This is a genomic window from Streptomyces sp. NPDC057002 (assembly GCF_042673825.1).
In the GTDB taxonomy this organism is placed as follows: Bacteria; Actinomycetota; Actinomycetes; order Streptomycetales; family Streptomycetaceae; genus Streptomyces.
Genome location: NZ_JBHURZ010000004.1, coordinates 358,941 through 381,893, shown reverse-complemented (window position 1 = coordinate 381,893; position 22,953 = coordinate 358,941). Strand labels below are relative to the sequence as shown.

The 22,953-nt window shown below is 72.5% G+C and carries 26 protein-coding genes; 14 read left to right on the top strand and 12 right to left on the bottom strand.

What is annotated here, in order from left to right; all coding sequences use genetic code 11:
• Positions 1-110 precede the first annotated feature (110 nt).
• From ACFT32_RS21795 to ACFT32_RS21785, 3 genes are all read left to right on the top strand, one after another.
• Positions 111-788: a hypothetical protein gene (locus ACFT32_RS21795; RefSeq protein WP_382491621.1), complete on the top strand. Its 678-nt coding sequence runs from the start codon at positions 111-113 to the stop codon at positions 786-788.
• A gap of 199 nt (positions 789-987) precedes the next feature.
• The gene (locus tag ACFT32_RS21790; protein ID WP_382491618.1) at positions 988-1,848 is read left to right on the top strand and encodes an acyl-CoA desaturase; all 861 of its coding nucleotides are present in this window, start codon (positions 988-990) and stop codon (positions 1,846-1,848) included.
• 43 nt (positions 1,849-1,891) lie between these two features.
• The gene (locus tag ACFT32_RS21785; RefSeq protein WP_382491615.1) at positions 1,892-2,299 is read left to right on the top strand and encodes a DUF5994 family protein; all 408 of its coding nucleotides are present in this window, start codon (positions 1,892-1,894) and stop codon (positions 2,297-2,299) included.
• Between the two features lie 40 nt (positions 2,300-2,339).
• On the opposite strand, the gene ACFT32_RS21780 is transcribed toward ACFT32_RS21785, so the two are convergent.
• Entirely contained in the window at positions 2,340-2,582 is a 243-nt protein-coding gene (locus ACFT32_RS21780; RefSeq protein ID WP_382491612.1) for a hypothetical protein, read from the bottom strand.
• 179 nt (positions 2,583-2,761) lie between these two features.
• Between ACFT32_RS21780 and ACFT32_RS21775 the strand changes: the two genes are divergently transcribed.
• The 3 genes from ACFT32_RS21775 to ACFT32_RS21765 all read left to right on the top strand — a co-directional run bounded on the left by ACFT32_RS21775 (position 2,762) and on the right by ACFT32_RS21765 (position 4,172).
• The gene (locus ACFT32_RS21775) at positions 2,762-3,229 is read left to right on the top strand and encodes a DUF5994 family protein (protein WP_382491611.1); all 468 of its coding nucleotides are present in this window, start codon (positions 2,762-2,764) and stop codon (positions 3,227-3,229) included.
• Between the two features lie 149 nt (positions 3,230-3,378).
• Entirely contained in the window at positions 3,379-3,945 is a 567-nt protein-coding gene (locus tag ACFT32_RS21770) for a DUF5994 family protein (RefSeq protein ID WP_382491608.1), read from the top strand.
• Positions 3,942-4,172: a hypothetical protein gene (locus ACFT32_RS21765; RefSeq protein WP_382491605.1), complete on the top strand. Its 231-nt coding sequence runs from the start codon at positions 3,942-3,944 to the stop codon at positions 4,170-4,172. Before ACFT32_RS21770 ends, ACFT32_RS21765 begins: the two co-directional genes overlap by 4 nt.
• A gap of 24 nt (positions 4,173-4,196) precedes the next feature.
• On the opposite strand, the gene ACFT32_RS21760 is transcribed toward ACFT32_RS21765, so the two are convergent.
• A complete protein-coding gene (locus tag ACFT32_RS21760) occupies positions 4,197-5,117 on the bottom strand; it encodes a helix-turn-helix transcriptional regulator (protein ID WP_382491602.1) in 921 nt (306 codons plus the stop codon).
• Positions 5,118-5,513: 396 nt separating this feature from the next.
• Here ACFT32_RS21760 and ACFT32_RS21755 point away from each other — a divergent pair, with 396 nt between their 5' ends.
• Positions 5,514-6,932 (top strand): MFS transporter, encoded by a 1,419-nt coding sequence (locus ACFT32_RS21755; RefSeq protein ID WP_382491599.1) that lies wholly within the window; start codon positions 5,514-5,516, stop codon positions 6,930-6,932.
• A gap of 28 nt (positions 6,933-6,960) precedes the next feature.
• Positions 6,961-7,809, top strand: a complete 849-nt coding sequence (locus ACFT32_RS21750; RefSeq protein ID WP_382491597.1) for an aldo/keto reductase — start codon at positions 6,961-6,963, stop codon at positions 7,807-7,809.
• A gap of 4 nt (positions 7,810-7,813) precedes the next feature.
• Here ACFT32_RS21750 and ACFT32_RS21745 read toward each other — a convergent pair whose 3' ends face one another.
• A complete protein-coding gene (locus ACFT32_RS21745) occupies positions 7,814-9,784 on the bottom strand; it encodes a protein-arginine deiminase domain-containing protein (RefSeq protein ID WP_382491594.1) in 1,971 nt (656 codons plus the stop codon).
• Positions 9,785-10,060: 276 nt separating this feature from the next.
• Between ACFT32_RS21745 and ACFT32_RS21740 the strand changes: the two genes are divergently transcribed.
• The gene (locus tag ACFT32_RS21740; protein WP_382491592.1) at positions 10,061-11,341 is read left to right on the top strand and encodes an MFS transporter; all 1,281 of its coding nucleotides are present in this window, start codon (positions 10,061-10,063) and stop codon (positions 11,339-11,341) included.
• A 44-nt stretch (positions 11,342-11,385) separates the two neighbouring features.
• Here the strand turns inward: ACFT32_RS21740 and ACFT32_RS21735 are convergent, their stop codons facing one another.
• The 5 genes from ACFT32_RS21735 to ACFT32_RS21715 are packed head-to-tail and all read right to left on the bottom strand — an operon-like array spanning position 11,386 to position 16,279.
• Positions 11,386-12,069 (bottom strand): alpha/beta hydrolase, encoded by a 684-nt coding sequence (locus tag ACFT32_RS21735; RefSeq protein ID WP_382491589.1) that lies wholly within the window; start codon positions 12,067-12,069, stop codon positions 11,386-11,388.
• 35 nt (positions 12,070-12,104) lie between these two features.
• Positions 12,105-12,902 (bottom strand): DUF1295 domain-containing protein, encoded by a 798-nt coding sequence (locus ACFT32_RS21730; RefSeq protein ID WP_382491585.1) that lies wholly within the window; start codon positions 12,900-12,902, stop codon positions 12,105-12,107.
• 25 nt (positions 12,903-12,927) lie between these two features.
• Entirely contained in the window at positions 12,928-14,232 is a 1,305-nt protein-coding gene (locus ACFT32_RS21725) for a class I SAM-dependent methyltransferase (RefSeq protein ID WP_382491582.1), read from the bottom strand.
• Positions 14,229-14,996: a DUF1365 domain-containing protein gene (locus tag ACFT32_RS21720; RefSeq protein ID WP_382491580.1), complete on the bottom strand. Its 768-nt coding sequence runs from the start codon at positions 14,994-14,996 to the stop codon at positions 14,229-14,231. Before ACFT32_RS21720 ends, ACFT32_RS21725 begins: the two co-directional genes overlap by 4 nt.
• Positions 14,990-16,279, bottom strand: a complete 1,290-nt coding sequence (locus ACFT32_RS21715) for an NAD(P)/FAD-dependent oxidoreductase (RefSeq protein ID WP_382491578.1) — start codon at positions 16,277-16,279, stop codon at positions 14,990-14,992. Before ACFT32_RS21715 ends, ACFT32_RS21720 begins: the two co-directional genes overlap by 7 nt.
• A 377-nt stretch (positions 16,280-16,656) precedes the next feature.
• Between ACFT32_RS21715 and ACFT32_RS21710 the strand changes: the two genes are divergently transcribed.
• The 4 genes from ACFT32_RS21710 (at position 16,657) to ACFT32_RS21695 (ending at position 20,234) form a co-directional block, all read left to right on the top strand.
• Positions 16,657-17,571 (top strand): YihY/virulence factor BrkB family protein, encoded by a 915-nt coding sequence (locus ACFT32_RS21710; protein WP_382491575.1) that lies wholly within the window; start codon positions 16,657-16,659, stop codon positions 17,569-17,571.
• 144 nt (positions 17,572-17,715) lie between these two features.
• The gene (locus ACFT32_RS21705) at positions 17,716-18,399 is read left to right on the top strand and encodes a DUF4232 domain-containing protein (RefSeq protein ID WP_382491572.1); all 684 of its coding nucleotides are present in this window, start codon (positions 17,716-17,718) and stop codon (positions 18,397-18,399) included.
• 477 nt (positions 18,400-18,876) lie between these two features.
• Positions 18,877-19,950 (top strand): glycosyltransferase, encoded by a 1,074-nt coding sequence (locus tag ACFT32_RS21700; protein WP_382491571.1) that lies wholly within the window; start codon positions 18,877-18,879, stop codon positions 19,948-19,950.
• A gap of 98 nt (positions 19,951-20,048) precedes the next feature.
• Positions 20,049-20,234, top strand: coding sequence for a hypothetical protein (locus ACFT32_RS21695; RefSeq protein ID WP_382491569.1), 186 nt, complete (start codon positions 20,049-20,051; stop codon positions 20,232-20,234).
• Between the two features lie 93 nt (positions 20,235-20,327).
• Here ACFT32_RS21695 and ACFT32_RS21690 read toward each other — a convergent pair whose 3' ends face one another.
• Complete coding sequence (locus tag ACFT32_RS21690) at positions 20,328-20,471, bottom strand: hypothetical protein (RefSeq protein WP_382491567.1); 144 nt, start codon at positions 20,469-20,471, stop codon at positions 20,328-20,330.
• Between the two features lie 212 nt (positions 20,472-20,683).
• Positions 20,684-21,022, bottom strand: coding sequence for a glutaredoxin domain-containing protein (locus ACFT32_RS21685; RefSeq protein WP_382491566.1), 339 nt, complete (start codon positions 21,020-21,022; stop codon positions 20,684-20,686).
• A 109-nt stretch (positions 21,023-21,131) separates the two neighbouring features.
• Between ACFT32_RS21685 and ACFT32_RS21680 the strand changes: the two genes are divergently transcribed.
• The gene (locus ACFT32_RS21680) at positions 21,132-21,779 is read left to right on the top strand and encodes a GntR family transcriptional regulator (protein ID WP_382491565.1); all 648 of its coding nucleotides are present in this window, start codon (positions 21,132-21,134) and stop codon (positions 21,777-21,779) included.
• On the opposite strand, the gene ACFT32_RS21675 is transcribed toward ACFT32_RS21680, so the two are convergent.
• Complete coding sequence (locus ACFT32_RS21675) at positions 21,776-22,147, bottom strand: cupin domain-containing protein (protein WP_382491563.1); 372 nt, start codon at positions 22,145-22,147, stop codon at positions 21,776-21,778. The genes ACFT32_RS21680 and ACFT32_RS21675 overlap by 4 nt on opposite strands.
• Positions 22,144-22,941, bottom strand: a complete 798-nt coding sequence (locus ACFT32_RS21670; protein WP_382491561.1) for a carbon-nitrogen hydrolase family protein — start codon at positions 22,939-22,941, stop codon at positions 22,144-22,146. The genes ACFT32_RS21675 and ACFT32_RS21670 overlap by 4 nt, the downstream gene beginning before the upstream one ends.
• Positions 22,942-22,953: the final 12 nt, after the last annotated feature.

Sequence of the window (22,953 nt, the reverse complement as noted above, 5' to 3'; positions counted from 1 at the left end):
TACCGTAAAGGTACCGAGAGCCCTTCGCGCACCGGCCCCGACACCGGTGCCGCCCTCGGCGACCGACGACCCCGGGACGGGTCTCCCGTGCCCGGAGCAGGGCTTGCCTCATGACGGTGCACGTTCCGGTCGCGCCGACGACCACAGAGCTCCCCGGGCGGCAGGCCGTCCCGGACCGGCGCGGCACGCGGAGGCAGCTCCGGCCGAGGCCGGAGCGGGGCTCCTCCCCGCGTGAAGGCGCCCGCGTCCGCGAACTGACCCGACGTCAGGTCGAGGACCGGCTGGGGGAGCTGGGCGATCTGTACGCGGACACCTCCGGTGGCGGCCCGTGGGCGTGGAACGAGGCCCGCGGCGCCTTCCTGCGACGGCTGGCCGCCGACGCGAAGCGACCGGGGTTCTCGCTGCTGATCGCGGAGACCACCGCGCTGACCGGATGCGCCTACGGCTTCCCGGTACGCGGTGACGGGCCCTGGTGGGAGGGCTTCGACGGATACCTCCCGGGGAGTCTGCTCCGTCTCGCGGGCTCCGGGCGCCTCTTCGTGGTCTGCGTGATCCTCGTCCAGCCCTGGGTGTGCCGACAGAACCAGGACCGTGCCTGGAACCTCGCCCGGCGCTTCCAGCGGCGGCTGCTCACCGACCACGGCGCCACGGCCGGCGTGACGCTGGTGAACCGCTCCGACGCCAGGACCGTCGAGGCGCTGCGGTCCTGGGGGTGGCGGTCCCTCGAGGGCGACACTCCGAGGACCACGCCGCCGGGCCCGTTCCGCGTCCTGGTCCTCGGGACCTGAACGGTCCCGGCTGTTACACGGGCGGGAGTACGGTGGAGACCACGAGCACTTTCGTATGCCGGAATCCACCGGCCCAGGACCGTCGCCTCGTCTCCGGCGAGTCCACCCGAGCACCTTCCCTGCAGAGCACGTCACCGTTCTCACTGGGGCAGCCCGTGACCCCGGCCGCGCCATCCGCATCCAGGCCGAGGAGTCACGCATGCCGTCCGTTCCGGCCACGTCCACGACGGTCACACCGCCGGGCCCGGCCCCGCCGCCCCGGATCTACGACGGGCCGCCCCCCTTCCCGGCGGACGGCCCGGCGCCCGCCCGCGACGGCGGTGAGCGGCTGTACGTCGCGGTGACGGGGGTGATCGTGGTCCTGCCGTTCGTGGCGATCGGTCTCGCCGGCCGGCTGCTGCGGGGGAGCCTCATCCACCCCGTCGACATCGTGCTCGCCCTCGTCCTCTACACGGTCACCGGTCTCGGCGTCACCGTCGGCTTCCACCGCGGCCTCACCCACGGCGGCTACCGGGCCGTCCGTCCCGTGCGGATCGCGCTCGCGGTCGCGGACTCGATGAGTTTCCAGGGCGACGTCATCGGCTGGGTCGCCACCCACCGCCGCCACCACGCCTTCACCGACCGGCCGGGGGACCCGCATTCCCCGTACCGCTACGGCACGCATCCGCGAGGCCGGTTGCGCGGCCTGCTGCACGCACACGTCGGCCGGCTGTTCCGCAACGACCGCACACCCGCCGACCGGTACGCCCCCGGCCTCCTGGCCGACCGCGACATCCGCGCCGTCGCCTGGAGCGTGAACTCCCTCTGCCATCTGATCGGTGAGGGCCCGTTCCGCACCCGGCGCCATGACCGGGCGGCCAACCTGTGGCCCCTCGCCCTGCTCTCGTTCGGCGAGAGCCGGCACAACCTCCACCACGCCGACCCCACCAGCGCCCGGCACGGCGTCGACCGCGGCCAGATCGACCCCTCCGCCGCCTTCATCCGCCTTCTCGAACGTCTCGGCTGGGTGCACGACGTGCGCCGGCCGACCGCCGAGCGGGTCGCCGCCCGACGCGCCTGACCTCGACCATTCGCTCTCTTACGGCAGTTGGCAGGAGCTCATCATGACCACCGCACTGCAGCCCCAGATTCCCTCCCAGCCCGTCCTCCGGATGCGCCTCGCACCCCGCAGCGGCATGCCCCGGCCCATCGACGGAGCATGGTGGCCCCGCTCGTACGACCTGCTCGCGGAACTCCCCTCGCTGCTCGCGGGGTTGCCGCGCGCGTGGGGCCAGATCACCAGCGTCACCGTCAACGGGGCGGTGTGGTCCGAGGCGCCCGGCCGGATGCTCGTCTTCAACCAGGTCGTACGACTGCACAGGGCCCTCGCCGCGTCCGCCCCGCACACCATCGTCCTGCTCACCCCCGGCCGGGGACGCTGGGACCTGCTGGTCGTGCCTCCGGATACGGCCGAGAAGGCGGCGGAACCGCTCATGGCGGCCGCTGCGGCCGCTGCGGGCGATCAAGGGTGACGAGGGGGCACCCGCCGCTCCCGGCCGCCGACATTCTCCTTCAGCCGGCGTCCTGCGTGGACCGGCTGGTCTCCAGCCACGACCGTGCGGGTTCTGCCGCGCGGCTGGTGTCCACGGTGAGGTCGAGGCGGGTTCCTCCGTCGACGCCCGCGGGATAGCTGCGCTGCTCGGAGGCGGCGAAGCAATGGCGGAGAACCTCCGCGACCTGACGGGCGACGTCGGGCGAGGCGGCGACGATGCGGACCTCGGCGTGCCCGTCCCAGGGTGTTTCCATGGACTGCATGGCGACCTCGAAGTTCGATGTCCCGGCGGGAGACGACCCGGATCTCCAACCCTACTCCGGAGCGCCCCGCGGCCCCCGCGGATGACCGGCGGGCTCCCCGGGCGCCGTCGGCCCGGGAGTACCGTGAAACGAGGAAGCCACTCGGTTTCCTCGTCCCGGCAGGGAGGCAGGCGAGTGCGATGGCCGACCCCTCCTCCCCGCGCGTGACCAGGCTCCTGCCGGACGCGGTCCACCCGGCCGTGCGGCCCGGGACCGCTGTCGTACGGCTGGAGACGACACATGACCGGCAGGGCGTGCTCGACGGGGCGTGGTGGCCTCGTTCCCGCGACATCGCCGCCGAGCTCCCCGGCCTGATCACCGCACTGACCGAGTATCTCGGGCCCATCACGCGCGTCGGCCTGGACGCCGGCGCCTGGGAAGGGCTGCCGACGCGGATGACCATCGACGACCGTGTCGTCCACATCGATTCCTTCGCGGCAGGCGACGACACCGTCCTCATCACCCGGGGCGAGCAGGATCTCTTCTCCCTCCTCGTGGTCCCGTCGCACGCGACGCCCGACGCCGCGCGCGCCGCCATGGCCGAAGCCGTCCGCGCCGGCAGCGTGACGCGGGCCGAACGGATCCTCCTCGACACCGGCAGCGCATAGGCCGGGCCCTCCGTACGGTCCGCCGGGCCTGTTCGAGGAGTACGTTGGAGTCACCGAGGATATTTCGAACACCGGCTGCCAGGCTCGTGTCGTTTTCGGCGATTGAATATACGGGCCGGTCCCGACCGGCCCGGGGCAGGGTTCGCGTCATGACTGCGACCATCTCCCACCCGCCGACGACCGAAGCCGAAGACCGGTTCTCCCCGGCCTCTCCGCGTCTGTCGCTGGCTCCCGTCGGCTCCGCCCCGGCTCTGCTGGACGGCGCATGGTGGCCCCGGTCCCGCGATCTCGGGGCGGAACTTCCGTCCCTGACCGCCGTACTGGATCAACTGTGGGGGCGGATCACCCGGGTCACGGTGAATCCCACCCAGTGGCCGGTCGTTCCACGCAAGGTGCCCGTCGCCGGGCATGTGGTGAACGTGGGCTGGTTCCTGGCCGAGCAGGACCCGCATGAACTGCTGTTGCTCTCCTACCACGTGGGCCGCTGGAACCTCCTGGTCGTACCGCCGCAGACCACGCCCGACTCGGCCGCCTGGCTGATGGCCGCCGCGAGTGACCCACGCGGCACGCTGACCGCGAGCCGGTTGCTGGAGGAGGCGGCGCGTCTGCGGACACTGCGTGACGCCGACCGGGCCGTGGAAGCGGTCTGGGACTCCGAAGGCGGGCATGAGGCCCGCGACTTGGCCGCACGTCGACGCATCTCGATGGGAGCGTGAGGACAGTGGTGGCGACGTTCGTGACCGTGGCCGTGATCCTGGGCATGATCGTGGTCGGGGTCCTGCTCATCCGTCTGCTGAACTCACAGCACGGCGACCGCATGGCCGCCATCCACTACGGCCATACCGGGATGCCTGTCGAGGGACCGGCTCCGTCGGCCCGGCGCAAGGTACGCGGGCGACTCCGCCTCAGGCGCCGCGCCCGTAAGCAGGCACGGTACGGCTGACAGTCGATCAGGTAGCGAAGGCGGTCAGGACCGCGAGCGCCGTCCCCGCCCGGCCTCCGTCTCCGGGGCCCCGGCCGGTCCGGGGGCGGTGAGGTCGAGGAGGAGCATGGCGTCGTGGTCGGGGGTGCCGGGATCGGCGGTGTAGACGCCGAGACGCTGGCCGGGGGTGCCCTCCAGCTGCATGCTCTGGCCGGTCAGGGTGAGGACGCCGACCTCGGGGTGGTGGAAGGTCTTCTGGAGCTTCTTGCGCCCGGTGACGTCATAGCGCTCCCACAGCCTGGCGAAGTCCGGGCTCTTGAGGACGAGTTCGCCCACCAGCCGGGTGAGGTCGGGCGCGTCCGGGGCGGTGCCGGCCAGGCCGCGGAGCCGGGCCACACAGCCGCGGACCTGTTCGTCCCAGTCGGGGAAGAGACCGCGGGCGGTGGGGTGCAGGAACAGATAGCGGGCGAGGTTGCGCTGACCGGCGGGCCAGTCGGCGATCCCCGCGTACAGGGCGAGGCCGCCGGGGTTCCAGGCGAGCAGGTCCATGCTCCGGCTGATCACGTACGCCGGGCTCGGGCGGAGCGTCTCCAGGATCAGCCTCAGGTGCGGGCGCACGGTCCGGCTGGGCGGCGGCGGGGGCTCGGGGGCGTACCGGGCGGCCCGGGCGGCGAGTTCGCGCAGGTGCTGGTGCTCGGCGTCGTCGAGTCGCAGGGCGCGGGCGAGGGCGTCGAGCACGGCGGGGCTGGGGCGGGTCTCCTTGCCGCGTTCCAGACGGACGTAGTAGTCGATGCTCATCCCGGCGAGCGTCGCCAGCTCCTCGCGGCGCAGGCCGGGGGTACGGCGCAGTCCGGGCCCCACGGTGAGGCCGACCTGGCCGGGGAGGGTCTGGGTGCGGCGGGCCCGCAGGAACTGCCCCAGCTCCGTCCCGCCACCGGCGCCGCCGCCGCTCTGCTCGGATGCCATACGGCCAGTGTCACACCGCGCTGACCGGCCCGGCGGAGAAGTGGGGGGCCTTGTCACTCCCCCCGAACGGCCCGGCCTGCCACCGCGACCGGAATCGCGCGAGGCTCGATCTCCGTAGCCGACCGGAAGCGCCGGCGTGCGCTTGCCCGTCCGGTACGGGTGTGGGTGTGTACCCGCCCCCGCGCGGGGTGCAGGTATGCGCCCGGCCCGTCCGGTGCGGGAGCGGGTGTGTTCCTGGCCCGTCCTGTGCGGTGGCCGGGTGCCTACCAGCCCTCAGCGCAGGTACGGGCGTGCGCCCGCTCCGCCCGGTGCCGCAGCGGCAGCGGGCCCGTCCCCCCGCCCCGCTGGCGCACCAGCCGGCCCGCCCCCCGCCCACCCAGTGCAGGAGATTCCCCCGTGACCACGTCCGCCCGCCCACCCCTCGTCCCCCGCAGCGGGCACGGCCGGCAGGCCGACCCCGTCGGGCCGCCACGGCGGACCGGTGGGCGGCCGGCGATGGCCGCCGTGCTGCTCGGCTTCTTCACGATCATGGTCGACGCGATGATCGTGAACGTCGCCCTGCCCTCGATCGGGCAGGGCTTCGGCAGTGGCATGACCGGCCTGCAGTGGGTGGTCGACGGCTACACCCTCACCTTCGCCGCCTTCCTGCTCTCAGCCGGTGCGATCAGCGACCGCGTCGGCGCCCGCCAGGCCTTCGCCGGCGGACTCGCGCTGTTCGTCGCGGCATCCCTGGTGTGCGGGCTGGCACCGAACCTGGGCGTGCTGGTGGCGGCGCGGCTGGTACAGGGCGTCGGGGCCGCGATGGTCCTGCCGTCCTCGCTCGCCCTGCTGCGGGAGACCTTCCCCGACCCGGCGGAGCGCGCGCGGGCCATCGCCCTGTGGGGCGCGGCAGGCGCGGTCGGGGCGGCCGCCGGGCCCGTGGCGGGCGGCCTGCTCACGGTGGTCGACTGGCGGATGGTCTTCTTCGTCAACCTGCCCGTCGGCGCGGTGGCCCTGCTGCTCCTGAAGTACGCCCAGCCGTCCCCGCGCCGGGCGGTGCCCTTCGACTGGGCCGGCCAGGTGGCCGCCGTGGCGGCGCTCGGCGGCCTGACGTACGCGGCCATCGAAGCCGGAGCGGTCGGCTTCGGTGCCGCGCGGGTCCTGGTCGCGTTCACCGTGGCGGTCCTGGCCGCCGTCGTCTACGTCGTCGCGCAAGCCCGCGGCCGGCACCCGATGACGCCGCTGCCGCTGCTGCGCTCCCGGACGATGTCCCTCACGGCCGCCATCGGCTTCGCCCTGAACGTCGGCTTCTACGGGATGATCTTCCTGCTCGGTCTGTACCTCCAGCAGGTGCACGGCCTGAGCGCGCTCGCCACGGGTGTGGCGTTCCTGCCGATGAGCGTGATCACCGCGTTCATGGGGCCCGTCGCCGCCCGGCTGGCGACGCGGTTCGGCGCCCGGATGCCGATGATCACCGGCCAGGCCCTGATGTCCGGGGGCCTGCTGGCGATGGTGGCCCTGCCCGTCTCGGCCCCGGTGTGGCTGACGGTGGTGCCGATGGTGCCCGTCGGCGCCGGTGGCGCGCTGGCCGTGACGTCGATGACGGCCCTGCTGCTGGAGCGGGTCCCCGCCGAACGGGCCGGAGTCGCGAGCGGTGTGCTGAACGCCTCCCGCCAGCTCGGCGGTGCCCTGGCCGTCGCCGCCTTCGGCGCCCTGGTCGCCGACCGGGCCCGGTTCGTCTCCGGGCTGCACACCAGCCTCGTGATCGCCGCGACGGTCGTGGCCCTGAGCGCGGTGGCCACCTGGCTGCTGGAACCCGTCCGGCGCGCCCGCTAGACCTGCACAGAGGAACGAAAGGAACCCCATGCGCCACGTCACCCTCAACAACGGCGTCGAGATGCCGATCCTCGGCTTCGGCGTCTACCAGATCCCGCCGGAGCAGACCGAACAGGCCGTCACCGACGCCCTGGCCGCCGGCTACCGCTCCCTCGACACCGCCGCCGCCTATCGCAACGAGGAGGCCGTCGGCCGCGCCATCAAGGCCGCCGGCATCCCGCGTGAGGAACTCTTCGTCACCACCAAGCTGTGGGTCCAGGACCCGGGCGAGGACAACACCAAGCGCGCGTTCGACGCCTCGCTGCGCAGGCTCGGCCTGGACCACCTCGACCTCTACCTGATCCACCAGCCCTACGGCGACGTCTACAGCGAGTGGCGCGCCCTGCAGGACCTTCACCGCGAGGGCCGGGTCCGTGCCATCGGTGTCTCCAACTTCTTCCCGGACCGGCTCATCGACCTGATCGACAACAACGACATCGTCCCCGCCGTCAACCAGGTCGAGACCCACCCCTTCCACCAGCGCACCGACGACCAGCGGTTCATGCGCGAGCACGGCGTCCAGATCGAGTCCTGGGGCCCCTTCGCCGAGGGCAGGAACAACCTCTTCACCCACCCTGCCCTGACCCTGGTCGCCGAGGCCCACGGCAGGTCCGTCGCCCAGGTCGTGCTGCGCTGGCTCATCCAGCGTGAGGTCGTCGTCATCCCCAAGTCGGTCCGCCCGGACCGCATGGCGGAGAACCTCGACGTCTTCGGCTTCGCCCTCTCCGAGGAGGAGATGGCCGGCATCGCCGCCCTCGACGCGGGCACGTCCCAGTTCTTCGACCACCGCGATCCCGCGATGGTCAGCAGGCTCGGACGGGTCCGCGTCGAGGACTGACCCGCTACCGTGCCGGCTGCCGCCACCACGCGGCGGAGGCGTCCCGCAGGGTGTTGGTGCCGCAGTGCACCTCGCCCATGCCGAGGTGGTACGTGTACCAGTCGTCGATGTACGACACCTTCATGCCGACCCGTGTGTAGACGGCGTTGACGGCCTCCGTGAAGATGTCCTTGCCGCCGATGACGGGCCCCCACTGGCGCGGGGCGAGATAGCGGTCGCGGCCCAGGAGCACGCCGTTGACCGCGCCGGGCACGTACGCGCTGGTCTGCACCGCCGCCGGAGCCGCCGCACGCGGGGCCGCCGGGTTCTCGGCGAGCCACTTCTGCTGGCCGCGGTCCCTGAGGCTGTCCACGAGGTCGGGCGCGGCGCCCATGCGCGTCAGCCGCGGCACGGGAACGTCCTGGCCCTCGGCGCTGAAGGCCTCCGACTCACGGGTGTACAGCGCGGGCACCCGCACGATCTCCCCGTCGGTGACGCCCGTCTCGCGCTTGAGGATCTCCAGGTTGGCCGCGATGCGCCGGGCCGCCATCTCGTTGTCGGACACCAGATGCCGGGAGGCGAGCGCCTGGTCGATGGTCTCCTTGGGCGCGGGGCTGTCGCTGCGGCCCGGGACGGAGAACATCTTCGTGCCGCCGTGGCCGTCGCGCTTGGCGTCGCGCAGCAGCCGCAGCCCCGCCTGCGGGTCGGCGACGCCGATGCGCCAGCCGCGCGGGGTGTCGGCGGGCAGGAACTGCACGAACTCGTCGACGTGCCCGACGCCCAGCCAGGAGGTGTCCAGCAGCAGCGGGTCCTGCATGCCCTGCGACTTCAGCATCGTCCGCATCACCTTCGACGGACGTGCCCCGCTGTCCTTGCGCTCGCCCATGATGATGCGCCCGGCCGGGAAGGAACGGCCGTTGTGCGCGTAGGGCGGGATGGTCTCCAGGTTCCCGAAGGAGTTGAGCGACCAGTCGTCGGGCTCCGCCGGGTCGGTCACCTGCACGACCCCCATGTCCCGGCCGCGGATCTTCTCGAACAGCTCGCGGCCCGCGTCCCGGTCCGGCTGGGCGGAGCGCAGCATCACGCGCATCACCTGCGGCTGCCCGTTCGGCCCGGTCATGTTGACGTAGGCCGGTTCGACGAAGTCCTGGGCCCAGGGATCGGCGTACTTCGTGAACTTGACCAGCGGCGTGGTGACCCCGGCCTTCTTGACCTCTTTGCCGAGTTCGGCGACGAACTTCTGCTGGAGGCGGCTGTACTCGCCCTCACCCTGGACCTCGGTCACCATCACCTGCTGGGTGTTCTGCAGATGATGCTGGGTCAGCAGCGGTGCCACCCGCAGGGTCACGGCGTCGGAGGTGGTCTTCTGCCCGGACTTGACCGTCATCCGGACCACCGCACGGCCGTCCCACTTCGCCGTGTCCCGGACGACGTCGGTGGCCTCGATGCCGAACTCCACGCCGGCCCGCAGCTCGGCGGCGGTCAGCCGGGTCGCCGGCGTCACCAGGACCCACTGCCCGGCGCGCTTGAGGAAGAGGTGCGCGTGCTTGCCGCCCGTGGTGACCTTCAGGCTGCCCTTGGCGTTCGCGGGGAGGCCGGGCAGGGGCACGGAACGGACCCGGGCGAGGTCGGCGGCGTCCGCGGTGCCGTTGACCTTCGTGTCGGTGCCGTCGTTGCACGCGGCCAGCTTGGCGTCGGACAGGGGTCTGCCGCCCGGTCCGGTGACGGGACACCGCTTGGTGTCGTCGTCGATGTTGGGCAGGTAGACCGCTCCGCGCCCGACGGTCCAGCCGTCCTCGCCGCTCTTGTCGCTGCCGCCGGCGACATCGACCCGCCCGTCGCGGTTCACGTCGACGCGCAGATCGGCCCGGCCGGCGGTCTCGGCGGCGGAGGCGGAGCCGGCCGGCCCCGCCAGCACGGACCCGGCCGCGGCGAGAGCCAGGACCAGCGACCCGGCCGGATTCAGACGTGGACGTATGTGAGTACGTGAACGCACAGCGCGGTCCTCTCAGTTGGGGGGTGACGCTGTGCAAGAGGCGGAACAGGGCCTGTGCGTTGCTCGTGAAGAGGCGGTTACCGCTCGGGTGCCGTGTGCCGTGAGCGGAACGTCCGGCGGTAGGAGTCCGGAGGCACGCCGACGCCGAAGCGGGCGCTGCGTCCGTCCGACGGTTGTGCGCTGCCGGTACCGGCGAGGTTCGGCGGGGCGGCGGGGAGGCTGGCGCAGAGTGGCCGTATGCGGTATATGCGGCGTATGGCCGGTGCGGGACCGTCCATGCTGACGCGCGTGGTGCTGGCGACGACCATCGGCACCGCGCTGGAGTGGTACGGCTTCATCCTGTTCAGCACCATGAGCGCGCTCGTCCTGAACCGGCTGTTCTTCCCGCCCGGCGATCCGGTCGCGGCGACACTGGCCTCCTTCGCCACGTTCGCGGTCGGCTTCGCCGTCCGGCCGCTAGGCGCGCTGGTCATCGGGCACTACGGGGACCGGCTGGGCCGCCGACGGATGCTGGTGATCACGCTGGTCACCGTCGGCCTGGCCAGCGCCCTGATGGGCGCGCTGCCGACGTACGCGACCGCCGGGGCGTGGGCTCCCGCCCTGCTGGTCGTGCTGCGGATGATCCAGGGGTTCGGCGCGGGCGCCGAGTACGCGGGCGCCTCCCTCACCCTGGCCGAGTTCGCCACGCCGGAGCGTCGCGGGCGGTACGCCGCCATCCCCCCGGCGGGTGCGGCGGCCGGCGCGCTGCTCTCGGCCGGGGCCGTCGCCGCCGTGGCGGCCCTGCCCCCGGACGACTTCCTCGACTGGGGCTGGCGCATCCCCTTCCTGGTCACCCTCCTCGTCACGGCGACCGGCTTCTACATCCGTGTGAGCGTGGCCGAGAGCCCGATGTTCGAGGAGGCCAAGCGGCAGCGGGGAGTCGCCCGGGCACCCGCCGTGGAGCTGGCCCGAGGGGCTCCGCGCACCCTCGTCCTCGGGGTGATCAGCAGTATCGGGCCGAACGTCGCCGCGTACATCCCGGTGGTGTTCGCGCTCGCCTACCTCACCGAGCAGCTCGGCGTCTCCCGTACGGTCACCCTCGTCGGCGCGCTGATCTACTTCGCGTGCAGCGCGGCGGTGACGCCGGTGGCCGGGGCGCTGGGCGACGTGGTCGGCCGCCGGACGGTGCTCGGCTGGGCCATGGTCGGCGCGGCGGCGTTCGCGTTCCCCTTCTTCTGGCTGCTGGACACCGGGGAGGCCGGGTACGTGTGGTTCGCGTTCGGCTTGAGCGGGCTGCTGCTGGGGGCCCAGCTCGGCGCCCAGGCCGGCTTCCTGGCGGACCTGTTCACGACCAGGACCCGGTTCAGCGGAGTCGCCCTGAGCCGCGAGGTCGCGGCGGCACTCGCGGGCGGCACCGCACCCCTCATCGCGGCCGCCCTGCTGGAGGCGGCCGGGGGAGAACCCTGGCCGGTGGTCCTGTACATGAGCGTGCTGCTGCTGATCAGCGCGCTGGCGGTGGCCCTGATCCACGGTTTCGGACGGCACGAGCAGCGGGGGGAGGCCGGGGGACGGCCCTGAGGGAACTACCTCTGTTTCCTCCACCTCCGGGGCGCGGCGATCCGTCAGGGCGGGAGCATGCCCACGGCGGTCGAGGCCGCGAGGCGGTGCCAGTTCGTGTCGCCCCGGAGCATCGCGTGGTCACCGCCCGGCACGAGGCGCACCTCCGCCCGGGCCCCGGCCGCGCGGGCCCGGTCCACGAACGCCACCGACGCGCTCGGGTCGGTCACGCGGTCCCGGTCCCCGTGGATCACGACGACGTCCTTGCCCCGCAACTGGCTCACCGGCTCGCCGTCCGGACACCAGGGCGCCAGCGCCAGCACCCCCCGGACCTGCGGCGCGCCCGCGGCGCGCAGGGCGGCACGACCCCCCATCGAGTGACCCACGAGAACCACCGGGATGTCACCGGCGCGGCGGGCGAGCTCGTCGAGTGCCCGCCGGACGTCCCGCAGGGCGTCGCCCTCGGAGCCCTCGGTGCCGTCGGTGCCGTTCCAGCCGCGCACGCGGTAGCGCACCTCACCCAGGAAGACCCCGTCGTCCGGCAGCGCCGCGGCGACGGCCCGCACGAAGGGCCTCATCCGCAGGGCCGCCAGATGCCAGGGCCGGGACGGGGACCGGCCCTCGGAACGGCCGCCGTGCAGGAACAGCACGGCGGCACGCGGCGCACCGGGGGCGCGCCGCGCCACCAGCGCGGCCGGCACGCCGGGCACCCCGGCCCCGGGGGTGCCCTCCCGCTCGTTGACTGTCATCCGCGCTCCTCATGTGTCCCCTCGCGGGGTGCCGCTCACTTGGGTGGCAGCGGGAAGAAGCCGCTGGTCCGGGCAGCGTACGCGGCATACCCCGGGCGCTCGGCCATATGCCGCTCCAGCAGCCGCTTCCCGCTGCCCTTGGTCAGCAGCAGGCTCATCACCACCGGCGACACCAGGACGGCCGCGGCCGCGGCGGGCGCGTCGCAGACGGTCAGGAACAGGCCCCACCAGACGCAGAAGTCCCCGAAGTAGTTGGGGTGACGGGTGTAGCGCCACAGCCCCCGGTCCATGATCCGGCCCTTGTTCTCCGGATCCGCCTTGAACCGGGCGAGCTGGGCGTCCCCGACCGCCTCGAAGGACACGCCGACCGCCCACAGACAGGCGCCCGCCACGGCCCACCCCGTCATCGGCCCGGTGATGTACTGCGCGGCCTGGACGGGCAGCGACACCAGCCACACCAGCGCGCCCTGCAGCAGATACACGATCCGCAGCGCGTAGAGGTTCCGGCTGCCGGGCGCCTTGGCCAGCATCTCCTCGTAGCGCGGGTCCTCACCGTGTCCGCGCCCGCGCCGGGCGATGTGCAGGGCCAGGCGCAGCCCCCAGACCGCCGTCAGCACGGTGACCAGGATCCGCCGCCCCGGGTCACCGGTGCCCGCCGACGCGAGGAAGGCCGCTACGGCGACCGCGGTGAACCCGAGTCCCCAGGCCGCGTCGACGATCCGGTGCACGCCCTTGCGCACGGCGACCGCGAAGGTCACCAGCATCACCGCGAGTGCGGCCCCGGCGGACCACGCGAGGCCGACCGCGAACGCGGCCCAGGCGAACCCGTTCACGGCCGGGCCAGTGCAGCTGTGAGAGTCATCGGAACGCGGCCTCCTTGGTGAGCAGGTACTGCTGTACGTCCAGGTAGCCGGAGCGGAATCCGGCCTCGGAGTAGGCGAGGTAGAACGTCCACAGCCGGCGGAACGTCTCGTCGAAGCCGAGCGCGGCGACCTCGTCCGCGCGCCCGGCGAAGCGTTCGCGCCACAGGCGCAGGGTCTCGGCGTAGTGGGCGCCGTAGGCGTCCCGGCGGGTGACGCTCAGCCGGGTGTGGTCGCGGACGGTCGCGGCGACGGCCTCGACGGAGGGGATCAGACCGCCGGGGAAGACGTACTTGGAGATCCAGGTGAAGGTGTCCCGGGCGGCGAGCATCCGCTCGTGGGGCATGGTGATGGCCTGGAGGGCGGCGCGTCCGCCCGGGGCCAGCCGTTCGTCGAGGACGCGGAAGTAGACGGGCCAGAACTCCGCGCCCACCGCCTCGACCATCTCCACGCTCAGGACGGCGTCGTAGGTGCCGCGTGCCTCGCGGTAGTCGCACAGTTCCACCGAGACCCGCCCGGCGAGACCGGCCGCCGCCACGCGCTCACGGGCCAGGGCGGCCTGTTCGCGGGAGAGGGTGAGCGAGGTGACGTGCGCGCCGCGCGCGGCGGCGCGGACCGCCAGTTCACCCCACCCGGTGCCGATCTCCAGCACCCGGGTGCCCTCCCGCACTCCGGCCAGATCCAGCAGCCGGTCGATCTTGCGGTGCTGGGCGGCGGCGAGCAGGTCCCAGCCGGCGGGGAAGCCGCGGAAGAGGGCCGAGGAGTAGCTGAGGGTGTCGTCGAGGAACAGCGCGAACAGGTCGTTGGACAGGTCGTAGTGGCTGCTGATGTTGGTGCGGGAGCCGCCCGGGGTGTTGCGCTGGACGTCCGGCCGGCGCGGCGCCCACAGTCCGCGCAGCCGCTGCAGCGGTGCGGGGATCAGCTCGCCCATGCGCTCCGCGAGCACGGTGAGGGCGGCGACCAGGTCGGGCGCGTCCCACTCGCCGGCCATGTACGACTCGCCGAAGCCGACCAGGCCGTGGCTGCCCACGCGGGCGTGGAACGCCCCCGGGTCGTGGAGGTCCAGTACCGGGCCGCCCTTCCCGAGCGAGGTGCCGTCGGGGAAGCGGACGTGCAGCGGCAGATCCCGCAGGGCATGTCGTACGACGGCTGCCGTGATCGCGGTCCGGGCCCGGGAGGCCTTCGGCGGCCGGGCCACGTCGGGCCAGCGGGAGGCGTCCACGGCCACGGCATCGGCATCGGCCTCGGGGGGCACGGCCGTGATCCGCCCCGTGTCGCCGGGTCGGAGCTCGGCTGTCGTCATGCGGAGTTCTCCCTGTTGCTCGGGGTCCGGTGTTCGGGTCGGGGCCGGACGGGCAGCCCGCGCAGATACAGACGGATGCCGTGCAGCCGGATGGCCGCGGACACGGCGAGCGTGGACCAGGGCCGGCGCAGGGCCAGCCGCAGCAGCGTTCCGGTACGGACTTCGTGGCGCGCCCCGCGCACGGTCGCCGTGAACGGCCTGCCGCCCTCCCGTTCCAGGTGCACGGTGAGGTCGAGCCGGTCCCCGGGAGCGGGCAGGCGCATGCGGTAGCGGCCGTCGACGGGGAAGAACGGCGAGACGTAGAACTCCTTGCCCACCTCCGCCGTCCCCGAGGCGTCCGGGTGGCGCAGCAGATAGCAGTGGCGTTCGCCGTAGGTGTTGTGGACCTCGGCGACCACACAGCGCACGGTGCCGTCGGGGCCGTGGCACCAGTAGACGGTGAGCGGGTTGAAGACGTATCCGAAGACCCGTGCGTGGGTGAGCATCACGACCCGGCCGCCGTCCAGCCGCACCCCGTGGCCGGCCAGGAAGGCGTCCAGCCCCGCGCGGATGGAGGGGTGCTCGCCGGAGAAGTGGTCGCGCGGATCGAAGCGCGCCAACGGGCTCAGGCAGCGGGGGAGTTGGGGGAGCCGGTCGGGGTCGACGAGCCACATGTAGGTGCGGTGGCGCAGGGCGTATCGGAGGGGCGCGGTGCGCACGTGGGCGATCGAGCAGTAGTAGAGGGCGGGCGCGGGCGCGGTCGTGGATATGGGCGTCGTCACCATCGCACCCCCAGCGCCGCGGCGGCCGCCACCCCGGACCGGCAGCCGTCCTCGTGGAAACCCCAGCCGTGATAGGCGCCCGCGAACGCGGTGACGGGGCCGCCCAGTTCGGGCAGCCGCTGCTGGGCCGCCACCGAGTCCGGGGTGTAGACGGGGTGTTCGTAGACCATGCGGGCGCGGACCCGGGCCGGGTCGACACGGTCCTCGCCGCCGAGGGTGACCACGAACGTCTCGGCGGCGTCGAGCCGCTGGAGCCGGTTCATGTCGTAGCTGACCCGCACCCGGTCGGCGCCCGCACCGCACGACGGCATCAGGTAGTTCCACGAGGCCCGCGCCCCGCGCGCACGCGGCAGCAGCCGGGTGTCGGTGTGCAGGAGCGTGGTGTTGCGGGAGTACCGGAACGCGCCGAGCACCTCCTTCTCCTCCGGCGTGGCATCGGACAGCAGCCGCAGGGCCTGGTCGGGGTGCGTCGCGAGGACCACCGAGTCGTACGACCGTGTGGTGCCGTCGGCCGTGGTGAGACCGACGCCGTCGGGATGCCGCCGCAGGGCCAGGACCGGAGCCGCGAGGCGCACCTCGTCCAGCCGGGCCGCCACCCGCTCCACGTACGAGCGGGAGCCGCCGGTGACGGTGCGCCACGTCGGAGAACCGCTCACCGAGAGCAGCCCGTGGTGCTCCAGGAAACGGAACAGGTAGGCGGCCGGGTAGCGCTGGGCGATGCCTGCGTCGCAGGACCACACCGCCGACACGAGCGGGGTCATGAAGTGGGTGCGGAAGTAGGGCGAGAAACCCTCGGCGTCGAGAAACTCCCCGAGGGTGAGGTCCGGGTCGGTACCCCGCCCGAGGAACCGCCGCGCGGAACGGTGGAAGGCCGGTATCTCCCTCAGCATCCGCAGATAGGCGCCCCGCAGGGCGTTGCGGGGCCGGGCGAACAGTCCGGCGGGGCCACGGGCACCGGCGTACTCCAGGCCGCAGCCCTCGCACCGCACCGACATGCTCATCTCCGACTCCTGGGTGGAGACACCGAGTTCGCCGAAGAGGCGCAGGAGGTTGGGGTAGGTGCGGCGGTTGTGCACGATGAAGCCGGAGTCGACGCGGTACGTCGCGCCCCCGGGCGAGGTCAGCTCGTGGGTGTGGGCGTGCCCGCCGAGCCGGTCGTCGGCCTCGAACAACGTGACGTGGTGCGCGCGGGCGAGCACGTACGCGGCGGTCAGGCCCGCCACCCCGCTTCCGATCACGGCCGTGCGGCGCCGCTCCCGCGCGGCGTTTCCCGGCGGCTGTGACATCGCCCCTCCTCCTGGTCGCACCTGGACTTGGACATGGACATGGACATGGACACGGTCGCGGTCACGGACAGGGGTCCACCGGGCCGCTACCAGGTACTTCCGGGCGGGGACGCCGTATGGATGCCGGAGCGGCCGGGGAATCCGCGCTGGAACCGGTTGCGGAGGCGTCGGGAACGGGCACTGAGGCTCGGAACGGCAGGGCGTCGGTACGGCGGACGCTTCCGCACGTACGTCCGGGGGTAAGGGCCCAGCCGGACGCCGCCCCACCGACGTCCTGCCCACCCGCACCGCATGCGCCCCCCACGGAGACGGCCCTGCCCCCCTCTAGAGTGTCCGTACCCACGTCCGTCTCGGCACGTCCTCGCACCGCAGGTCCCATGTCAGCTGAACCACACTCCACGGCAGCCCCCCGCCCGGGCGACCGCAGCGCCCCACGGCCGGGCGACCGGCTCGTCCGGCCCTGGGCGGCCGCCCTGCGCCGCACCCCGGTGTCGATGTGGCGCGACGATGTGTCGGACTTCGCCGCCGCCCTCACCTACTACGCCATCCTGGCCGTGCTGCCCGCCCTGCTCGTCACCGCCATCGCGTTCGGCCTGATCAGCCCGGGCACGGCCGAGGCCTTCATCGCGCACGTCACCGCCTACGCGCCCGGCCAGTCGGGTGCCCCGCTGCACGACGTGCTGTCCCGCACCCTGCACGACGGTTCGGCCGTCTGGACCCTGCTGTGCGGCGGCATCGTGAGCGCGGTGTGGTCCGCCTCCAGCTACCTCGCCGTCTTCCGCCGGGCCCTGCACCGTATGCACCGGGTGGCCGACAGCCGCTCGCCCTGGCGCAAGGCGCACCGCATCCTGCTCACCGCGCTGGCCCTGCTCGGTCTGCTCGTCGTAGGTTCCCTCGTCCTGCTGCTGAGCGGCCCCGCAGCCGAGAACATCGGCCGCTACCTCGGCCTCGGCGCGATGGCCGCGTGGACCTGGAGCCTGCTGCGCTGGCCCCTTCTGCTGTGCGTGGTGGCCCTGCTGGTCGTCATTGTCTTCCACACCGGCCCCAGGGCGGCCCGCACGCGCGGCCACAGCCTCCCCGGCGGAGCCCTCGCCGCCGCCCTGTGGCTCACCGTCTCCGCCGGCTTCGCCCTCTACGCCTCCGCGCTGAGCACCTACAGCAGGCTCTACGGCTCCCTCGCCGGCGTCGTGGTCTTCCTCGTCTGGCTGTGGCTCTCCAACCTGGCCCTGCTGGCCGGCGCCCAGTTCACCGCCGAACTGAGCGAGCCGGAGTCCCCACGTCGTCACATCTGAGGCTGTGTCACAGCCCCGTGACAGCGATGTCCGGGACGTGAGACGACGTGAACCGGATCCCGGAAGGGGCCGTCTTGATGATCGTAAAAGCGCGGTACCGATCACTGGATGCCTCGCATTTGTCGTTCCTTGGAGGAATCCCGAATGAACCGTCGTCTGCCCACCGCCCTCGCCGTGACCGCCGTGATCGGCTCGGGCCTGCTGATGACCGCGTGCGGGGGCGGTGACGAGTCGTCCGCCTCGGATTCCCCGGCGGCGTCCTCCGGCCAGGCGAGCCCGACGGCGTCAGGCGGCAGCGACGGCGGCGGTTCGGGCACGTCGAAGTCCTCCGGCGGCGGTGCCGCGGGCAGCGGCTCGTCGGACAAGTCCGGTACGGGCGGCGGCGACTCGGCCGACGGCGCCTCGTCCGGCGACAAGAGCGGCTACGGGCAGAGCTGCGGCACCAACGACATCTCCTGGAGCGTGAGCTCCGAGTCCCAGGCCGGCGGCTACTTCCTGATCAAGGCCCAGGCCAAGTCCGGCATCACCTGCATCCTCCCCGCCGAGCTGCCGGTCGTCGCCTTCGGCTCGGACGGCACCGAGGCCGAGCCGGCGGAGCAGTCGGCGGGCCAGCCGATCACCCTGCGCGCCGGGGTCACCGCCTACGCCGGCGTCAACCCGAAGACCACCGACGAGGACGGCGGCAAGGAACTGGACAGCCTCATCGTCTCCGTCGCCAACGACGACCCGAACCCGGAGTCCCTCAAGGTCGATTCCTACGTCGTCGACAAGCCGGTCGTCACCAGCTGGCACACCTCCCCCGCCGACGCGGTCCCCTTCTCGGGCTGACACCGGGGACAACTCGGGGGCAACTCGGGGGGGCGCGCAGAAGAAATGCGCTCCCCTCTCTCACCACCCAATCCCATCCTCACCCCACACCCCTCTTGCAAGCTCCTCTGCGCCCCTTCATCACCCTTCCGGGACCGTAACCGCCGCCACGACAATGGCCGCTCGTGCCGCCATTGCTCGTAGTGGCGGCTACGTCTGTCCCGAGCCGGGGGGAATGGCATCGGGACGTCACCAGGCAACAGGGCGGCCCGACGGCCGTCGAGGAAACGGGCGGCAGCCATGCCGCCGGGGGGCAACACATTCATGTCCGATCACCTGACCACGCCTGCCGGGCGCCCGGTCGCAGCGGGGAGGAGCCGCTCAGGCTCCTTACCCACGGAGGGAAGCCGCCACGGCGGCAGCCCCGTTCACAGCAGAGGCCGACGTACGCAAGGCGCCCACCGGCGACGTCTGGTCACCCAGGGGGCGGCCCCGCTGATGGAGACCGCCGTGATCCTCCCCGCCCGCAACGAGGAGGACGGCGTTCTGCTCGCGCTGGAATCACTCGCCGCGCAGAGCACACCACCCGACCTGATCGTCATCGTGGTCAACAACTCCTCCGACCGGACCGAGGAGTTCGCCCGCCGGTTCGCCGACCGTCCCGGTGTGCCGCGCACGGTCGTCTTCAACCTTCCGGACAACCCGCACAAGAAGGCCGGTGCCCTCAATCACGGCATCGACTGGCTGCACAGCGCATCCGGCGGGCTCGCGGGCACCGCGAAGTATCTGCTGGTCATGGACGCGGACACCAGCCTGCACCCGAAGTTCCTGGAACGGGCGCGCAACGTCATGGCCTCCGACCGGCGGCTGGGCGGCCTCAGTGCCACCTGCCTCGGCCGCACCGGACTGTGGAAGAACCTCTGGCAGCGCTATCTGCTGGGGATGCAGATCATGGAGTACCGACGCTACGCCCGCGGCCGCTACCGCTTCGGCATCCACAGCATGTCGGGCGCGGGCTCCTTCTACCGCACCGAGGCGTTGCTGAGCCTCCTGCGCTGGCGCGGCGAGGTGTTCTGGGAGGACCACGCCAATCTCGTGGAGGACTACGAGACGACGCTCGCGCTGAAGGAAGTGGGCTGGAAGGTCACGGCCAACCAGCACTGCATCGCCTACACCGACCTCATGCCCACCCTGCGGGAGCTGATCGGCCAGCGGGAACGCTGGGGACGCGGCACGGTCGACACCCTGCGGCGCCGCGGCTGGACCAAGTACACATGGTTCTCCATCACCAGCATGGTGCTCGGCTTCGTCGGCTTCCTCTACACGCTGGGGTGGCTGGCCGTCTGGACCGGCGTGATCGCCGACTCGGGCTTCGTCATGGACCCGGTCTGGTTGTGCCTGGTCGCCTTCTGGATCGTGTACGCCGCCTTCCGCACCCGCCATCTCGGCTGGAAGGGCGTCCTGGTCGACGTACTGATGCTGCCCGGGCTGGTGTTCTCCACCGTGCGCGCCTACTGGTTCGCCTCCTCGGTCGTGAAGTCGTACGCCACCCGCGTCTCGGCCTGGAAGTGACCGCAGCGCCAGGCGTCTTCAGCGCCCGGCTCTCCTGATCCGCCTGACTCATCTGCCTGATCCGACGCGGCCGCGAGGCCGCCGAGAGGAAATCGATCGTGAACTACCTCAGCGGTACCGGAACCGGACTCGTCACCGGGGCGGCGTCCCTCGCGGCCACCGGCACCTCCTCCACCGCTCACCTGATCATCGCCGCCAGCCTGGCCCTGGTCCTGGGCGGTCTGACGACCTACGCCGCGGCTCTCCGCCGCCGACGCCGCGACGCCAGCGCGGCCGGCCACTGAGCCGGAGCCGCCCGCCGTTCGTCACGCACAGAGGGCCGGACCACACCGTGGTCCGGCCCTCTGGTCTGGCGGAGATTCGAGCCCGGCCCGTCCTCAGACGGTCGTCGGCCGCTGCCGCTCGGCCACGGCCCGCACCGCCGACCCCGAGACGAGAACTCCTGACAGGGCGATGAGACTGGTCAGAATGTCCTGGATCTGCGCCGCCGGCGCATAGACGATCACGATGACGATCAGCACGGCCGCCCAGTCCCTCGGGCGAGCGATGGACAATACAGAGCGAGTTGGAGCCACAGTCATTGCGGTACCTCCTGGTCCTCGTTGCTGCTTGGCCCCATAGTGGCGCCTCCGAGGGCCAGGACATCGCTTGAGCACCCCGGTCAAGGACAACGGTCCCTCGAACGGGTGCTTGCGGAGCCCTGTTGCCCGCAACTCGCCTGCTACCGACGCCGTCAGCCGCTCTTGCGCAGCAGATGCGGCGCGTAGGCCTCGACCGCTTCCAGAAGCTCCCGCTTCGACGGATTCACCATGGCTCGCCCGGCCACGGTCACCGTGGGCACAGTCTCGTTCCCCTCAGCGACCGACCGCACGAACGCCGCCGCGTCCGGGTCCTGCCAGATGTTCACCTTGGTGTACTGAAGCCGAGTGAAGCGGAGTTGCGTCAACAGCCTCATGCAGTACCCCTGCCGGCCCGTTGCGATCTTCGTACCGCCGAACGACCCCTTGCCGTCACCGCTGTTGCGGGACAGGCTGTTCGACTTGTTCTGGGCGAGCAGGTCATACAGCTTCACACGCGCCGACAGTGGCCGTACGGCCCTCGGACCGGCACCAGGCATTCCGTGTCCTCCCCGACGACCTCCCGCTCTCGGAAGCCCGTGGTAGCGTCCGTATACAAGGTGTATGCGAGAGCTGGGGGCTGCCGTGACGTCCGGTCGGGAGAAGGCGTACGCGTATCTCAAGGACACGGTCCTGACGGATCCCGGGATGCAGGGCGCCTTTCTGTCGGAGCAGGAGCTCGCGGACCGGATCGGTGTCTCCCGCACGCCCATCAGGGAAGCGCTGCTGCAACTCGCCGCCGAGGACCTGGTCGAGCTGGTGCCCAAGCGGGGCGCCCGGGTGTCGCCGCTGACGGGGCGGGAGATCCGCGAGCTCATGGAGCTGCGGGGCATCGTAGAGCGGTACGCCGCCCAGCAGCTCGTCTCCGGTGGGGGAGCACCGGTCGCCGAGCTGCGGTCCCTGCTGGAACGGCAGCGCGAACTCACCGGTGCCGACCAGGCCCGGGAGTTCATCGCCGTGGACCACTGCTTCCACGCGGCCCTGGTCTCCGCCGTCGGCAACGCCCTCCTCGACCGGCACTACGAGGGCCTGCGCAGCCGCCAGGTCCGGGCCGGAGTGGTCGCCCTCTTCAACCAGCAGGGCCGCCAGGAAGCGGTGCTGGAGGAGCACGAGGCCATCCTGGAGGCCCTGGAAGCCGGTGACGCGCAGGCCGCGTGGGCCGCCATCGACCACCACCTGGAGTCGACGCTCAAGGTGCTGCTCGCGGGCTAGGCTCGCGGGCTAGCGGTGGGCCAGGGGGTGTCCGGGTAGGTGATCACCAGCATGGTGACGCCGTCCCGGGAGGTCCAGGGGCCGTGCGGCATTCCGGGCGGGCGGCAGGCGTACATGCCCGCTGTGAAGGTCCGGTCGAGCGTCACGTCGTGCATCGCTCCCTCGACCAGGTAGACCTCCTCCCAGAAGTCGTGGCGGGTCACACCGTCCGCCGAGGTGTCGGTACCCGGCGCCCAGCGGACGAGCGCCGTACGGGATCCACGCCCGGGGTCGTCGGCCAGGACGCGCTCCTCGACGCCCGGGGCGGCGCCGGCCGGGGTCCGCCATGGGCCGTCGGGGAGGTGGAACTCCAGCTCGGGCTTGCTCATCGCCACACCTCCGGGCGCCGGTTGGCCAGTACGGAGGTCCGCTGCCGGACCGCGGCGACCTCGTCGATGTCCAGGTCCGCCACCAGCAGCTCGGGCTCGGCGCCCAGCGCGTGCCGTACGGTCCCGTCGGGTCCGGCGACGAGGCTGTGCCCGATCCCCGTCGGGGCGGAACCCGGGCCGGTGCCCGCGCCGGGGTCCGCCTGGTCCACGGCGGCGAGCCACACCGTGGCGTCCAGCGCCCGGGCCCGTGCCAGCAGCTCCCACTGCTCGCGCTTTCCCGGCCCCGCGCCCCAGGACGCGGCCAGCAGTGTGGCGACGGCTCCGGCGTCGGCGTGCGCCCGGAACAGTTCCGGGAAGCGGATGTCGTAGCAGGTGGCAAGGCCCAGCCGTACGCCGTCCACGTCGATGACCGTCGTGGCCGAACCCGCGGCGACGGTGTCGGACTCACGGAAGCCGAAGGCGTCGTAGAGGTGGATCTTGTCGTACGACGCCTCGACCCCGGGCCCGGTGGCGAGCAGGGTGTTGGTCACCCGGCCTCCGTCGGCCGGGGTGAACATACCGGCCACGACGACCGTGCCGGTGTCGCGGGCGATCCGCCGCACGCCGTCGGCCCACGGTCCGTCCAGGGGCTCGGCGAGCGGTGCCAGTGGGGTGCCGAAGCAGGCCATCGACGCCTCGGGGAAGACGACGACACGGGCTCCGGCGTCCGCCGCCCGCCGGGTCCATTCCTCGATGAGCAGCAGGTTCTTCTCGGGGTCGGGGCCGGTGGTGAGCTGGCTCAGGGCGATCTGCACGGTGCGTCCTCC